Consider the following 14979-nt stretch of genomic DNA (forward strand, 5'->3'; position numbering starts at 1 on the left):
GGCCCGCTCCTCGACGGCGCGCACTCGCTCGACCACGGGCCAGCAGAGCTCGTCCCGTCCTGAGCCGGCGCGACCATCCCACCTGCTCAATCGAGGTGGCCCGAGACGGTACGAGGACGAACGGCAGCAACGCCCGCGCATCGAGCAGCACACCCGAGCCACCGCAGGCGGGCAGGCCGCGAGCGCCGAGTTGGCGGGCAGCAGTCTTCGATTTGCCCCCGGGGGCAGGGGCACCCGCATCGGCCAGCACGCTGATCGGTTGGTCGATGGCCCACGGCGGCCGCGGCATCCGATGATGATCGGTCAGCGACGTGGAGCTCAGCGGTCCTCAACCTCTGCTCGGCTCTCACGTGTGCAGCCCTGTGTCAGGACTGCCCGGCTCTTGGGCAAGGGAATGCGATGTTCTATGGATGAGGGTGCCCGTTTGACTGGTCATCCTGCGGTTGCAAGCAGACCTCCGGGGCGGGCCGTGAAACCTGGAACTATGGGAAGTTGCCGTACTGGCGCCAATTCTCCGAAGGGCCCTGATTCTTCGAGCACTTGCGCGCTGAACGCCTGTCCGCCGTAGTTCACGAACATATGCAGTGGCGAGGAAGAGGTGATGAGAACCGGGTAGCGCTTCCGGTTTTCCGCTGGCTTACTTGGGTCATATTCGGCCGTGGGTAGGTTGAAGCCTCGAATCCCACCGTCGATTAGAAATCCGGAATCCATTCCACCGTTACGCAGCTCTGCCCTCACTCGCCCATTGAATGTGTCCCACAGGAGAGGGTCTTGGCGCACCTCTTCGTACATCTGTGCAAGTTCGGGGTGCCAGTCATCCCCGTGAGATATGAGCTTTGCGCCGAACTCGATGAGCGATGGCACAAGCCATTCCTCGTGCCAATTCGCAAGAGTGTGCCGTGCATCTTCATGGAACATGACGTAGCGGAACGAACTTTTCGTGGGGTGGTTCTCGTTGTCTGCAGCATGACTAAAGAGGGCTGCATAGGCCGCGTTATGCGCAATAACGTTCCACTGTCCGTCTTCGAGGGAAGACGGGATCGGCTGGACGGCGTCATCTATAAATTCTCGCGCCCAGACCCGGGCCTGGCTCTCGAACTCTGCGCCTCCACGGACTCCGATCGTGGGTGGATGCCCACCGCTGATCATCCGATGCAAGAGACGGGTTACAGATGTAGGGATCTTCAAAGCCTCTTTAATCGTGGGCAACATGTCGAGCTGGGGAAGCGCAGTGTCAGACTCCAGGTCCCGGTACTTTCGATCAGAAATCTTGAGCGGCGTTACGTGGCGGATCCTGTTTTGCGGGATTTTCGGGGGTAGCTCGCGGTAGTAGCGCAGAATCTGACCTACAGTGACGGCCACGTCTGGATATCGAAGACCTTGTGTTAGCCGAACAGCTATTGCACGGTCTCGATCCTTTTGGTATCCAGCGCGCGCTTGCGGCGGGTGATTGCCGGAGGCACTATCGACAGCTTCCGACGCGATCTTCAGGCCATTGGGCACGGTGGCATCACTCTCGTAGATACTGGGTGGCAAATCCACTAGAGGTTGCCCCTTGATGACACTACTGAGCTTGCATGCCTGGTATCCAACCCAACGTCCGTGCCATGGAATGCAGGTCGTCAAGCGGCACTGCATTTCTCCCTTCCCCGGTACGTAGATTTCCCGCACTTCTCCATCTGATGCGTATATCCGGTCGAGCCCATGAGTGGTGAGCTCCTTTCGCACGTCCACGGTAAAGAGTCTCTCTAGAACATCACTCTCGCTGATTCTCTGGCGCATGTGCCGGAGCTCCGGATTGTCGTGATTGAGATGATAGTGGTGAGCGAACTGACACAGGATGGTAAAGACCCACCCTTGTTCCCAATTCAGAAAGACTTCCTGTGCACGCGGGTGGAAGAGCATGAAGCGCACAGGGTTGTCGAGCGGGTGATCTGTCGGGTGTGGCGGGAAGTCGCCAAACAGTGCTGCCCAGGCCGCATTGCAGTGGAGGAGGTTCCACCCCCCGTCCAGCAAGACCGTTGGCTCCCGGAGAGGGGCTACATGCGCCGATACCCAGCTTCGCGTCACGCTGTCTAGTCCCACGTCCCGGATACCTTTAAAGAACCGCACACTGCCGTTCACCAGCCCGAAGAACTGGTCGGCGTCCTCCCGGGGCATTTTAAGGAAGTGCTGGAGTGCAACCGCGGCGCCTGCCGTGATGTGGGCTCCGTTCTCGATGCCGCTCCACCACCTCGGAGAGGCCCCGAAGCGCAGGGCGGCTTCTTCTTGGCTGTACCCCAGCGCCAAACGCCTTGAGCGAACGATCTCGCCAGCCGTTAGCGGTTCCCCCGGCGCCACATTCCCCAAGGGGAAACTCTCGCCTCGGTCCTTCACTTCGCCCCCGATCGGTCGACTCTCCCGAAACCCCTCGCTGCGACCGCGCCGAATTGACGTGATCCGTCCCTGAGCAGCGATAACGCAGGCGAGGAGGGTAGTACGCCGACATAGATGGTGCGCGCATCGACATGCCGTTTCAGCAGATCGCCATGGCGCCTTCACGGGCTTTTCGAATCAATTCCGGGCACTCGTTTTATTTGCCATTATTTATAGAGAACAAGACTAAAGGGAACTTTCAGCCCTCACCCGAGGTGCTGGCCCGGCCTCTTGGGAGTGCAGGACCCCGCGGCCGCGCCGTCGTTGGTTTGGGATTCCTCCAGCACTGCTGACACCCGAGCGTGGCTCGGCTCACCAGTCCCGGCTCGCCGGCCGCGGGCCACCGCAGGTCTGCGCACAGGCGTGATTGATCCACATACTCACGGGTGCCGCGAGATTTTTTGACCGGTCGGTAGTTTATGCCCTCTTTCCTGGGAAAACTTGGGGGACATGCGTTCGAGGCTCGTCGCTTCGGCGCCCCGACTACGTCAGCGTCTGCGGAGGATGCGGATGACCGTTCTCGCCGAGCAGTGGCCCCGGCATGCCGGCAAGCGAATCGAGCTGGCCCTGGGAAGGCGAGGCGCCTGCGGGTGCCAGGCTCCGGGGCTTCCCCTGGCGGGCCTCGGTATGGCCAGTCAATCAGCGCAATGCGGCTAAAGAACGGTCGAATGCCGGGACGAATTCTTCGCGACTTTCTTTGTGTGCGGCATCCATACCAATGACGCCGCCCGCCCAGCAATGACCGCGACTCTCGCTCACGAAAGACAATGAAGGCGCATGAGATATTACGACTGGGGCTCACCAAACCGCGCCGAAAGGCTCAACGAATTACTGAAAGCTGCACGGAAGAGGGCAGGTCTAACTCAATCCAAAGCCGCCTATTTAAAAAATTGCCATGATTCATACTTGCAGCGGGTAGAGAAAGGTAAGGATCGACCCTCAATTGCGTTCTTGGTCGAATTAATCGACATTTATGGAATCGATGACGGGGAAGAGCTCCACGAAATATGGTGGCTGGCACGCGGTCACGCCCCTCCCGGTAATGTAGACCCCCTTGCAGGAATGCGCGTGGACAGTCACTACAGGGACTTGGTACTCCAGGACACGGAGTGCATGGCTTACCTTGCCGATGGAGCCTACAATGTCCTGGCCTGTAACCCGCTGTGGGCAGAGAACTTCGAAGGCGAACCTCCGACAAACATGCTTCGCTGGATGATGCTCGACGATCGAGCGCGAGGTGGTCCTGAGGTGAAGAATCCCGTTCTCATGAATTGGGAATCGCAGTGGGCCCCCTACTTCGTGACCCGCCTGGAGCGAGTGATTTCCATGTCGGGAGGAAGAAACCTCGAATTGAATGGACTGCTCAAGGAGATGAGGGCCGACCCGCGGGCAGTGCACGCCTATTCGAGCTACGCTGGCACGCAAATCCATTCTGATGGCGCATTCCGGCCTTTCTTTCACTCCAAGCAGGGAGCGGGTTTCGTGCGGCTCTTCCCTGTCGAGGTGGTCGGCTCGACGGCGACCATCATGCGTTTGAAGTTCACGAAGACCCGCCCATCACACCAGGTCTTGCTGACATCGGCGGGAGAGGTGCTGGAGGAAATCACCTGAGCCGGCGTGTGGGTCGCCCGTGCCGCTGCCCCACGACACGGCGATGTCCGATGCGCGATGCCGCGTGGAGTCATCGCGGGCCGGCCACAGGTGCCGTCCGTCGAACTGTTACGGGCGTCCTTGGTCGGCCCGAGACGGGCCTGACCCTCCCCCCCACCGGTCAGCTTCCCGTATGCGAACTTTGATCAATTCCCAATTCCCTGGTAGTCACGGCGCAGTTGGGTCCGTACGCTGCGCTCGCAACCATGCTCTGTGCATGGTGCCGAACATGCTCACAGGAGGACATCGCATGGTCACAGCTCATGTTGGACGCCCGCAGATCGTCCGCGGGAAGGTCACTGTGCCCTTCGCCGAGATATGTAAGGAGCTCGTATCCCACTACCCTCTTGCCTCTGACGGGCGGTTGACGGAGACCGCTCGGACGGTTTCGATCATGTTGCAGAACCTCGGCGTTGAATCGCTCTCCTTCGCCCGAGAACTGCACGATCCGACCATCGCTGGCACCGCGCAGGTCGAGGAACGCAACGATGCGGCCTATGAGGACGCGTTCATGATGGGCGTCAAAGCAGGGCAGCAGGCCCTGGAGGCTGAGGGTCTGGAGCCGCACGAGGTCGATACCGTCTACGTCAGCCACACCATGTCACACCGCCTTCCTGGCATCGGGGTTGCCCTGTGTAGGGCCTTAGGGCTGCGACCGGATGTGACGCTCATGAACGTGAGCACTGCGGCATGTGCCGGCGGCGGGCTCGGCCTGGCCTACGCCTTCGACCGACTCCAAGGCTTCCCTCACGAGACAGTGATGGTGCTTGTCACCGAGAGGCTCACCACGAACATCCGCAAGGAGCCGACCAAGGACCCCATGGAGAAGGTCTACGGCGGCCTGTTCGCCGACTCTGCCGGCGCCTGTATCATGACCTCCGCCCAACGTCCGGGGCTCATCATCGAGCATGCCGGGCAATACCGGCTGGAGAACAGCGAGGACCGCTATTTCATGCGGCTTGGCAGCGAGGGGTACCGCTTCGCCTCGGACAAGAAAGCCCTCCTGGTGGCGCGGGAGGTCATGCCGGAACTGCGCAAGCAACTTCACAAGTATGGCCGTGGCACCCCGGAGTGGACCCTTCTGCACCCCGGGAGCAACAAGATCCTCGACTACATGGCGATGGGCCTGGAGCTGGATCCAGACCCCAAGGGCGTGACGCGGCCCTCCCGGGAGAGCCTGCTGACGGGCAATAAAGGTGGTGTGGGCGTGCTCGACGCGACATGGTCGATGTACGACAACCCTCCGAAGCCCGGCCAGCAGGGTGCGCTGATGACGCTGGGACCTGGTGTGATCATGCCGTGGTGCCTGGGGACATGGAACTGATGGCACGTCGTTCGCCAGCGGGTGGCGACCGCGCTGGGTGAGTAGGGCCGAGGACGCCGGTCGAGGATGCAACCGTCCGGAGCATTCCGACTGGCACGACTGTGCGAATGCTCCGAGTCTCCAGGTCGCGTCCCAAGGTTGACTGTGCACCATTAGCCAGGACATCCCCCGAGGTCCTGGCTAATGGTGCCGGCTGGTTCGTCCGACCAGCAGGACAGCGCCTGAGCCAAGGGCGGGAGGGAGCCTCCGTGAGGGCTACGGTGCCGCCGAACGCCAACGCCCCGATTGCTCTCAGTCCCTTGACGCCGCTCCGCGGGCGTGCCGCGGTCGTAGGACTCCGGCGTCCGCGGGGTTGTTCGGTAACCCCGGACAGCACCTTGTGCGAGGTCGTCAACCATCGGATTGGTGTCGCCGGCTCGATGCTTCTGCATTTGCGGCAAGTTCAGCTCGAAGGCGCTGAAACGCTGCCTTTGCTGCTGCCTCGTCGGCGCGGCGCTCCCATTCAGTGAGCGCGGCTGCCGTGGGTTCTTCTGGCTGGTGGATGGGCTGCTGTCCGCGGGCTCTGGCGGCGTAGATGTCCGCGGGGGTGCCGGAGGGTGGCAGCGTGGCGAAGAAGTCCTTCTCGCGCTCACGCAGCAGTGGCTTCCAGGTGGTCGTTGGTTTGGACGGCTGCCGGAGTTCGGCGCGGATCCGCTTCAGGGTTGCCCTCAAGGGTCCAGCCAGGGTCTGGAGGTAGCGGAAGTAGGCCGGGGCGCAGCGTGCCCAACGGTCGCGGACCATTTGGGCGTGACGCTGCCCCTCTTCGTCGGCCTGGGTGTCGTGAAGGGGCTGGAGGTAGGCATCAGGCAGGTGGAGTACGCCTCTGACGCCACGGCGGTGGAGTTCGGCTCGGATGTACCCCACCACGTTGGTGGGACGGCCATGGGGTTGCCAACGGGAGAGTTCACGAGCGGCTTCCTGGGATGTGAGCCCCGCGGTGATCAATGGGCGGAGGGCATAGGCGAGCTGGCGCAGGCAGCCGCCTTGTGTCCACCCCACCAAGCAGCGCACCTGCTGTGCGTAGGTGATGCCGGCCGCAGCTTCATGAGGAGTGACGCTTGTTGCGCCAGCTGCTCGCTGGTGAGGTCTGGAAGCGCGACGGCACGGCTCGCTGTAGTTTTTCCCCCCGCTATCTGTAGGTGCAGGTACTACGGGGGGTACGTCGCAAGAAGGGGTCCGTGAGGTCCCGCGCTGGCGGCGTGCGGCTGCCGCCGCCTGGTGATGGCCGGTCTTGGTAACGGCTTGGATGCGTGCGTGGTAGCCGTGCCGGCCGCCGCGGAGTTGGCCACGGTCGCGGTCGAAGGCAGGTGGGGCGCATGGGGCGTAGATCGTGGCAGTGCCGCGGTATCCGGTGCCGGTGGTGAACCGGTTGCCTAGGCGTGTGCGCAGGACGTTGGTGCTGGATCCGTGCTCAACCCAGGCCAGCAGGCCCAGTTCTCGGAGGATGCGGACGTGTTTGGTGATGGTGCTGCGGGTCAACCCGAGGCGCTGCTGCATGCCGGCCAGCCCGTACGCGACATGGCCGTGCTTGCTCTTGTGCATGCGTGATGCCATGTCGCGGGCTATGCGGCGTGTGGTGTCGGTGGCTTGCGGATGGAGGCCACCGCTCAGTGCCCAGTCGACGGCCTGCAGGAAGTCCGCTTCGCGGCGTAGGCGCCGAGAGCACGTGCTCTCTATCTCTTGCTCGGCGGGCTCGGTGACCAGGGCCTCGATACGTGTAGTGCTGGTCTGGGTGTGCGTTGCTGTCAGATGGCTCTGGCAACGCAGACAGACATGCTGCATCATAGGGCGTGCGTCCTGGGATGAGGGCGTGCGACACCCCGCTTTGGCGGGGGTTGGTTCGAATGGAACCTGTTGTCCCGGGCTGGTGTCCGGGCCTGCAGACCGGGGGGCAACCCGATCTGCGGGGTAGCGCGTGGCCGCAGCTGCTCGGTTGGTACCCGAACGGCATGCGGGGGCAGGCGAGTTGGTCGCTCGGCTGCCGCCGTTGGCTAACTCATGGCCGCCTCCCGTGTGCGAAGTGCGGGGGGCTGAGCCATCTGCACGGCCATGTGCGTCTGCTCGGCCCGTTCAGGGTATTTATGGAGGGTCGATGCCCGGTGCCGCCGGCCGGTGCTCATTCCTAGACCGTGTGCAAGACGTGTGCGCGGTGCGACGGACGGAGGCCGGCTGTCGAGTGGGCGAGCTGCTCCGCGGCGTGCCACAGCTCGTCGAGCCAGGGCGCGGGAACCCCGCCGTGGGGGTCGATCGGGCCCGAGACGAGCAGGCTGACCGCTCCGGCTACCGCATGGCCGCTTGAGAGAATGGTGGGCCGGTCGCCGTGGGGGACGTACACGGGGACGGACAGGAGGTGCCAGCCTGCGAGCGGTGCCGGGGTGAGGGCGTAACCGTGGGAGCGGATGCGTTGCAGTTCGATGCTCTGTGGAGAGGACTCCAGGTGGGCGCCGATGACCTTGCCTGCCGCGTCGACAGTGAGGGGCGCCCTGCTCAGGTTCTCTGCGGCGGCAGGATCTGCCTTGATCTGCTGCTCGAAGTCGCTTCTGTCTCCGATGCAGAGGTCCGTGCAGATCCTCAGCGCGGGCAGCGCCAGGTAGCCGTGGAGCACAGCGACGTGTCCGGTGCGTTGTTGGAGCGTGCGGAGGTCGTCGCGGTAGTCCGAGTGCACGCCGGGCAGGGCCTGCATGCGCCGCCTGGAACTGGGTTCCACTGGCTGCACACATGCTTCGAAGTGACCTGGCATGCCAGCGGTGGGCTTGCAAAGGCGGGCCTCGGCCAGTTGGTCGAGGGCCGCGCGGGCGGCCCTTCTGGGTACTCCGGACTCCTCCACTATCCGCTGCAGCGGATGTGGTCCTCTTCCCAGGTCCACCATCGTGGCGAGCACTGTGAAGAGGTCTGCTGGACCTGCATCGTGGTCGAGGGGACTGAGGGGTGTCACGGTAGAACGCATCTGCGCCTCCTCGGTGGGTGTTAAGCAACCCCTGCGCGGCGGTTGCGGTCGAAGCGCCGGTCTGTCGGGCTCGCGCGAGGTCCGTTCTGCGGCCGGCGCGGGGAGTTGGTAGCAGCGGTGGCGTAAGAGGTCCTAACAGAAGTGGTTGATCATGTGACTGTTGGTCTATCCGGTCGTTGGTCTGGTCGTGGGGAAACGTCAGTCGCGGCCGTGGATCGTGTCGGATGAACTGTGGGCCCTGATCGAGCCGTTGCTGCCCAAGCCGGGGCCGAAGCTGGTCGAGGGGCGGCCGAGGGTGCCGGACCGGCAGGCGTTGTGCGGGATCCTTTTCGTGCTGCACACCGGCATCCAGTGGGAGTTCCTGCCGCAGGAGCTGGGCTTCGGTTCGGGTATGACCTGCTGGCGGCGGCTGGCCGCGTGGAACGAGGCCGGGGTGTGGGATCAGCTGCATGTGCTGCTGTTGAAGAAGCTGCGGTCGGCGAAGAAGCTGGACTGGTCGCGGGCGGTGATCGACTCCTCCCATGTGCGGGCGGCCCGCAGGGGCCCAAAAGCGGTCCCAGCCCGGTCGATCGCGCACGGCCGGGCAGTAAGCACCACGTCGTCACCGATGCCCAGGGCATCCCGCTCGCGGTGTCGCTGACTGGCGGCAACCGCAACGACGTCACCCAGCTCCTGCCCCTGCTCGACAAGATCCCCGCCGTCGCCGGGGTTGTCGGCCGGCCCCGGCACCGGCCCGACGCGCTGTTCGCCGACCGCGGCTACGACCACGACAAGTACCGGCGCCTGCTGTGGCAGCGCGGAATCCGTCCCGTGATCGCGAGACGAGGCGAGCCACACGGCTCCGGCCTGGGCATCTTCCGGTATGTCGTCGAACGAACGATCGCCTGGCTGCACGGCTTCCGTCGCCTGCGCATCCGGTGGGAGCGACGGGACGACATCCATGAAGCCTTCCTCGGGCTCGCCACATGTCTCATCACCTACAGACATGTCCGACGCCTTTGTTAGGACCTCTAAGTCGTGCGGGCTGCTGGTTAGCCAACGCTCCGGGGGGACTGTGCTGTGAGGGCGGGGCACTCGGTGTCGGCTTTCCACGCGTCCTGTTGCTACTCGTCAGGTGGCATGGGACGCCTCCCTGATCTGGCGGGGCATGCACCAACATCGAACCATGTCGTGGCCACGTCAACGATGTGCGTAGGCGAGGGCGTGCTACCGCTACTCGCGGCCTGTCTTTGCCAGCAACTACCGAGCCGGCCCGTTGGGACTTTGGTGTCGGGCGTCGGAGAAACGTCACTTCGCCGGCTGGTCCTACTGTCGAGAACAACGACGATGTGCTGACCGTGCGTCAGGGGTGGGTCGGTCGTGGCCAGATTGATGGTGGTTATACCTCCTGTGATGAGGGCGGGCTGTTGGACTTCGGGAACGGGCATAGGTGGAGCTCCGTGCTGGCGTGGGGCAGTGGGTTCTCAGGCAGCCGAGCGCAGCAGGGGCTGGCGCGTGAGGTGATTGCTCATGGTGCTGCCGATGTCCAGGACGGCGCTGATCAGGTCCGTCCGTCGTTTCTGGGAGCGCATCTGGACGCGCAGGGGCATCAGGGCGACGGCGCCTGCTACGGAGGAGCCGCGCCAGATGGGAGCAGCGATGATGTCGTGGTGACCGCCTTCGAGAAGGGCGGGGCCGACGGCGAAGCCGACCTGGCGGATCCGCCTCAGTTCTGCGGCCTGCTCTTTGCGAGGCGAGGTGATGCCCATGGCCGCGGCGATTGCCATACCCGCGGCGTCGGCTCCAAGTGGCGCGAACTCCACGTCTTCTTGCCTGACTGGCTCGTGCGGTCCCCACACCTGGGCGGTGCACTCACGCATCGGTTGCTCGGCGAAGGAGTAAGGCGCGTAGAGCATCGCGATCTGACCTGTCTGGGTGGCCAGTTGAACCAGCAGGCCGCGTGTGCCTTGCGAGGGACTGCCGCGCGGTGGTTCTTCTGTCGCCATGTGCCATTGCAGCCGGTAGCGGCCGCGGGAGGCGTCGCGGGAGGCATAGTTCTTCGGCTGTGAGACGACCCCTGCCTGGCGCAGCGCCTGGAGATACCGGTAGGCGGTCGCGCTCGGTAGGCCGGTCGCAGCAGCGATCTCGCGGAGGTATGCCTCGCGGCTGTGGGGTTTCTGGAGCCCCTGAAGGGCTCGCAGTACCGCAACGGTGCGCAGCACAGCGATGTTGCCCTTGGGTGACTGCTTGTCGGGCACAACATTGAGCACGTGAAATCCCCCTCACGTCACGGACTGCGGATGGGGCGCCCCCACACGCTCCGCATCCGGGCTGCCGATTCTGACGTGCCGAGAATGCGTTGACCAGGCAAGGAATTTTCCCGCACCTAATTACGGGGTCGGGAAACGATAGATTAATTGCCATGCCTACGGTTACCGAACGCGACGACTCGGCCGGAGAGCCCGGCCAGCCACAGCTGTCTTACCTGCTCAGAGAGCTTCTGACGGCGCATCGGGTGCTGGCGGATCCGAAAGAGTTCGGCTGGAGAGAGAACAAGCGCCAGAGCGAGACTGCGGGGAGAAAGTCCGGAAAGCGTGTCAACGAGAAGCACTTTGCGGCTAAAATGGGCAAATCGCCTGCATGGTACGCGCGGCGCATGTCGGGACGCCCGCCCTTCGCAACGGCGGAACTTCAGCAGGTCGCGGACCTCTTGAGGATGACATGGCGGGCCCGGGTCGCCCTCTACCGGCGCTCCCTCCAGGCGGAACCTCATCCTTCCTGTCTGACAGACGCCAACGCCATCGACGCCTCCGAGTGGGCAAGAGGGCACCTCAGTCGACCGACCTGTCTGGTCGACACGAACTTCGCCCTCCTGGAGTACAACGAGCCGTTCGCCAACCTCCTTCGGGTGGGCAAGCGGCGCCTGTCACGGGCCAACTTGATGGAGCTCGTGCTCCTGGAAGAGGTCACCCGCGAACGGTGGCCAGATTGGGAAGCATGGCACGAGATGCTGCTCGCCGAGCTCATTGAGGCAGTGGCTCTCCACTGGGAAGAGAGCCCAGAACTCCAGCAGCTCCACGCCACCATCCGCGCCGATCCCATCAGTGGCCCCGCCTATCAGAAGGCTCCCGGGTACACGTTCCCTGACCTGAATCGCAAACTCCTTATCCGCCTTGTCCGGCCAGGAGTTCAAGAGGTCACCCTCGTCCATACAGTCGACTGTTAGCACTGGTAAGGCCACGCCAAATGCCGACCGCGCAGGTGGGTGTTTCACCTGACGATGCCATCTACCGATGGCATTTCGCCTGGCGACGCGATGCTTGCCTCCGCGAAGGCCATCACTTGCCATGACAGCACACCATCGGCTCCAGTGTTCCCGACGCCGTGCTTCCCGAGCAGCGCGTCGTACGAGCCGAGCCGGTCGTGGGGGCCGGGCTCCGCTCCCCCGGGCACGACGGTGCCCATCCGGCCCGGGCCGGATGCCGCGATCCCCCTCCCGGCATCCGGCCCGGGCCGTACTCCCCCACCAGCAGCCACCAACCCCGTTGAACTCAGTTCCGACTCACGCGAATCGGCGACACCTCCAGATCCTGCGTGTTGGCAAAATCTTCATGCCAAACCGCAAGGCCAGCGGCACCCCTCCATGTCGATCACGGCCGGGTCGCGCGGGAACGGATTTCCCCGAGTGACTCCGGGGATATGGTGAGCCCTCCTTCACGCCCCGGAGGTCTCTCCTGGTGTCTGCACGTGCCCACGCTTCTTTCGTCCACCTGCACAACCACACCGAGTACTCGATGCTGGACGGCGCCCAGAAGCTGCGGCCGATGTTCGGTGAAGTGGCGCGACAGGGGATGCCCGCGATCGCCATGAGCGACCACGGGAACATGTTCGGGGCCTATGAGTTCGCACAGGTCGCGAAGGACTTCGACGGCATCAGGCCGATCATCGGGATCGAGGCGTACGTGGCGCCCTCCTCCCGGTTCGCCCGCAAACGGGAGTTCTGGGGCCCGGGCGGACGCCGCGCCGTGGGCGACGACGGCGAGGGCTCCAAGGACGTCTCCGGCGGCGGACGTTTCACGCACATGACCATGTGGGCGCGGACCGCGCGGGGCCTGCGGAACCTGTTCTGGCTCGGCACGCAGGCCAGTTATCAAGGGCAGTTCCCGGCGGGCAAGCCGCGGATGGACCGTGAGCTGATCGCCGAGCGGCCGGAGGGCATCATCGCCACGACCGGCTGCCCCTCCGGGGAGATCCAGACCCGGCTGCGGCTGGAGCAGTACGCCGAGGCCAGGTCCGCCGCCGCGGCCTACCAGGACATCTTCGGCCGGGAGAACTACTTCCTGGAACTGATGGACCACGGCCTGGCCATCGAGCGGGACGTCCGCGACGGACTGCTGCGCCTGGCCCGGGAGTTGGACATCCCGCTGCTGGCCACCAACGACGCGCACTACGTCACCGAGGACCAGGCCGACGCCCACGACAACCTGCTGTGCATCGGCGTCGGCAAGAACAAGGACGCCCCGGGCCGCTTCCGCTTCAACGGCTCCGGCTACTACCTCAAGTCGCCCGCGCAGATGCGCGCCCTCTTCGCCGAGCTGCCGCAGGCGTGTGACAACACGCTGTTGATCGCCGAGCGGGTCGAGCCGTACGGCGACGTCTTCGACTACGTCGACGAGATGCCGCAGTACCCAAATGTCCCAGAGGGTGAGACACAGGAGTCCTGGCTGCGCAAGGTGGTCTTCAAAGGGCTGACAGCACGCTACGGAGACCCGATCCCCGCGCACGTCCTGCAGCGGTTCGAGACCGAGATGTCGGTCATCGGCCCGATGGGCTTCAGCTCGTACTTCCTCGTCGTCGCGGATATCTGATGCATGGAAGCTCTGTTCTACCCTGGAGAGAATCATGCTAGCTGTGTCGGAGTGTGTGCCTGGGCCTGGTGGGGTGCGGGACTTGTTGATCTGGCATCTGCCTGCCGGGGACGATGAGTGCATGGGCGACTGCGACTTCCACGCCATCGTGTGCAGTGATCTGGACGGCATCGCGCTGCCGTCTCCACAACGCGATGTGCCGCTCGAAATGGACAAACCGCGTGAGCGGTGGTGTGACGCGTGCCGGGCGATTGCAGCCACCACAGCGAGTTCGTGATTGTGCGGTGAGGCCGTAGTCCTGTCTGGTGGAAAGCGGGGTCGAGACGTTGATACTCGCGGGCAGTATGGCACCGCCAGGAGAGTCGCCGTCGCCGGTGACGGTCAGCGTGCGGAGTCGGAGGACGGCTTCAGCGCTCGCTGAGGCCCCAACTGGTGCCGGTGGGGTCCAGGCGGTCGGCGATCAGGTGGCGGAAGGCATGCTCGACGACTCCCGTAGCGAATGGCCACCCCTCGGTGAGTGCGGTGTCTGAGCGGAGCCGGCCGAGGTGGCCGGTGAGGGAGCGGTGATAGGCATCGACCGCTTCGCGCCGGGTGGGCAGTAGCGCGGCCCGTTCGGCTGCGACGATCATCTGGTCGGCGGTGCGGGCAGCGTGACCGGTAAGAAACGTCCCTCCAGAGGATCCGCACCCATGAGGTCTGCTGTGTTGATCAATGCAGAGGCTTGTAGCCCTGCCGATAGCCGGTCACGCTCAGCGCGTCTATCCCAATAAAGTGGCCCTCGAATTTGAAGGCGAAGACCTTATTGGGACTCGGGAAGGTGAAGCCTCGGCGGCTGAACCATTGCAGGGCGCTGGTAGAGCGAACCTGCGCGATCAGTTGCGTGGTGCCGCGCGTCGCGAGCATCGCTTCAGCAGTGCGCAGCAGGTTGCATCCAATGCCGCGCCCTTGTGCTGTGGTGTCGACGGCCAGGACGTCGAGTTCGCCGATCCGGTCGGCGAGGCGTTGCTGCACATGTGCCCCGAGGTGAGGGTGCTGCTGCGCGAGGCTGATAGCCGGGTGGATGTTGCACATCCCGAGCACCGTGTGCTGCTGGTCGACAGCGACGAGGATACGCGCCTGCCCATAGGGGACGCGGTGGCGTCCGCCGCGTTGATCAACCCCTTTGGCGAGGTCACCGTCGCCCTGGCGATCGGCATCAGGGTCGGGAACTGCGAGGGCGGCGAGACGAGCTACGGCTACGCCGTCGCCAGGACGTGCCAGTCGAATTTTCACGTGAGGCTCCAGTTTTCGATGTGCGATGGATACCGACTATAGGCATCGCGCTCATCGACCATGGCCGCCAGCAGCCAGGCGACACTGCTATCGTCCCGCGCACAAGGCGAAGGCGAAGGCCGGCGCGCTGGCCAAGGAGACCCTGGACGTCCTGGACGAGGAGGCCCTGCCCGGCGAGGTGGCTCGCCGGTTGAACCGGAAGGTGTCGGCGGCCCCTTCTCGACCGGCGCGCCGTCGTCGTCCTCTCCGCGCCGAACTCCTCTCAGCCACTATCGAGTTGGCCGCCGGGATGCATGGCGCAGGACCTGGGCGGTCGCGGAGAAACACTCCCGCCCGAGCCCGGCAATGCGATCGTTGGTTTCCTCGAAGGTGTGCTGCCAGTTATGCGGGTCGCGTGGTATGCCGCCCAACCCCGCTTCCGGGTACGGCCACGGCCGACGACCGCTGAGGACAGCGCGACCGCGACGCGGAGGAGATCCGGTCCT

At 64.4% G+C, this 14979-nt stretch carries 11 protein-coding genes and 1 pseudogene; 6 read left to right on the forward strand and 6 right to left on the reverse strand.

Translation table 11 applies throughout. The annotated features are described in order from the left end of the window. Window positions 1–432: 432 nt before the first annotated feature. On the reverse strand, window positions 433–2340 hold the full coding sequence (locus SNOUR_RS45070; protein WP_312635760.1) for a helix-turn-helix domain-containing protein: 1908 nt from the start codon (window positions 2338–2340) through the stop codon (window positions 433–435). 852 nt (window positions 2341–3192) lie between these two features. On the opposite strand from SNOUR_RS45070, the gene SNOUR_RS00415 reads away from it, so the two are divergent. Together SNOUR_RS00415 and SNOUR_RS00420 are read left to right on the forward strand one after the other, a co-directional pair. Continuing rightward, the gene (locus SNOUR_RS00415; protein ID WP_079141913.1) at window positions 3193–4026 is read left to right on the forward strand and encodes a helix-turn-helix domain-containing protein; all 834 of its coding nucleotides are present in this window, start codon (window positions 3193–3195) and stop codon (window positions 4024–4026) included. Between the two features lie 433 nt (window positions 4027–4459). Then, window positions 4460–5389, forward strand: a complete 930-nt coding sequence (locus tag SNOUR_RS00420; RefSeq protein ID WP_159425722.1) for a beta-ketoacyl-[acyl-carrier-protein] synthase family protein — start codon at window positions 4460–4462, stop codon at window positions 5387–5389. Between the two features lie 390 nt (window positions 5390–5779). Here SNOUR_RS00420 and SNOUR_RS45810 read toward each other — a convergent pair whose 3' ends face one another. Then, on the reverse strand, window positions 5780–7213 hold the full coding sequence (locus SNOUR_RS45810; RefSeq protein ID WP_159425723.1) for a helix-turn-helix domain-containing protein: 1434 nt from the start codon (window positions 7211–7213) through the stop codon (window positions 5780–5782). 337 nt (window positions 7214–7550) lie between these two features. After that, the gene (locus SNOUR_RS00425; protein WP_067342927.1) at window positions 7551–8111 is read right to left on the reverse strand and encodes a hypothetical protein; all 561 of its coding nucleotides are present in this window, start codon (window positions 8109–8111) and stop codon (window positions 7551–7553) included. A gap of 451 nt (window positions 8112–8562) precedes the next feature. Between SNOUR_RS00425 and SNOUR_RS42010 the strand changes: the two genes are divergently transcribed. Next, window positions 8563–9380, forward strand: a protein-coding gene (locus SNOUR_RS42010; protein WP_162494992.1) for an IS5 family transposase whose coding sequence is annotated in 2 segments (ribosomal slippage) — window positions 8563–8914 and window positions 8914–9380 — 819 coding nt in all. Because the reading frame shifts where the segments join, the coding sequence is not laid out codon by codon here. Between the two features lie 458 nt (window positions 9381–9838). Here the strand turns inward: SNOUR_RS42010 and SNOUR_RS00440 are convergent. Beyond that, window positions 9839–10624 carry a helix-turn-helix domain-containing protein gene (locus tag SNOUR_RS00440; protein WP_067342931.1) on the reverse strand — a complete coding sequence of 262 codons (786 nt, stop codon included), beginning with the start codon at window positions 10622–10624 and terminating at the stop codon, window positions 9839–9841. Window positions 10625–10776: 152 nt separating this feature from the next. Here SNOUR_RS00440 and SNOUR_RS00445 point away from each other — a divergent pair, with 152 nt between their 5' ends. The 3 genes and pseudogenes from SNOUR_RS00445 to SNOUR_RS45815 all read left to right on the forward strand — a co-directional run bounded on the left by SNOUR_RS00445 (window position 10777) and on the right by SNOUR_RS45815 (window position 13499). Further along, window positions 10777–11580, forward strand: a complete 804-nt coding sequence (locus tag SNOUR_RS00445) for an MmyB family transcriptional regulator (protein ID WP_159425724.1) — start codon at window positions 10777–10779, stop codon at window positions 11578–11580. A 511-nt stretch (window positions 11581–12091) separates the two neighbouring features. After that, window positions 12092–13219 (forward strand): annotated as a pseudogene (locus tag SNOUR_RS00455) (PHP domain-containing protein); the annotation flags it as partial. Between the two features lie 124 nt (window positions 13220–13343). Next, a complete protein-coding gene (locus SNOUR_RS45815; RefSeq protein WP_159425725.1) occupies window positions 13344–13499 on the forward strand; it encodes a hypothetical protein in 156 nt (51 codons plus the stop codon). Window positions 13500–13629: 130 nt separating this feature from the next. Here the strand turns inward: SNOUR_RS45815 and SNOUR_RS49065 are convergent, their stop codons facing one another. Further along, the gene (locus tag SNOUR_RS49065) at window positions 13630–13851 is read right to left on the reverse strand and encodes a hypothetical protein (RefSeq protein WP_067342938.1); all 222 of its coding nucleotides are present in this window, start codon (window positions 13849–13851) and stop codon (window positions 13630–13632) included. 79 nt (window positions 13852–13930) lie between these two features. After that, complete coding sequence (locus tag SNOUR_RS45820; protein ID WP_159425726.1) at window positions 13931–14494, reverse strand: GNAT family N-acetyltransferase; 564 nt, start codon at window positions 14492–14494, stop codon at window positions 13931–13933. Window positions 14495–14979 lie beyond the last annotated feature (485 nt).

It is taken from the genome of Streptomyces noursei ATCC 11455 (assembly GCF_001704275.1).
Classification (GTDB): Bacteria; Actinomycetota; Actinomycetes; order Streptomycetales; family Streptomycetaceae; genus Streptomyces; species Streptomyces noursei.

Excerpts from the sequence above, each read along its gene's own strand:
- SNOUR_RS00420 (WP_159425722.1), top strand. The coding sequence starts at position 4,460 with ATGTTGCAGAACCTCGGCGTTGAATCGCTCTCCTTCGCCCGAGAACTG.
- SNOUR_RS00445 (WP_159425724.1), top strand. The coding sequence starts at position 10,777 with ATGCCTACGGTTACCGAACGCGACGACTCGGCCGGAGAGCCCGGCCAG.
- SNOUR_RS00415 (WP_079141913.1), top strand. The coding sequence starts at position 3,193 with ATGAGATATTACGACTGGGGCTCACCAAACCGCGCCGAAAGGCTCAAC.
- SNOUR_RS49065 (WP_067342938.1), bottom strand. The coding sequence starts at position 13,851 with ATGATCGTCGCAGCCGAACGGGCCGCGCTACTGCCCACCCGGCGCGAA.
- SNOUR_RS00425 (WP_067342927.1), bottom strand. The coding sequence starts at position 8,111 with ATGCAGGCCCTGCCCGGCGTGCACTCGGACTACCGCGACGACCTCCGC.
- SNOUR_RS45810 (WP_159425723.1), bottom strand. The coding sequence starts at position 7,213 with ATGATGCAGCATGTCTGTCTGCGTTGCCAGAGCCATCTGACAGCAACG.
- SNOUR_RS45815 (WP_159425725.1), top strand. The coding sequence starts at position 13,344 with ATGGGCGACTGCGACTTCCACGCCATCGTGTGCAGTGATCTGGACGGC.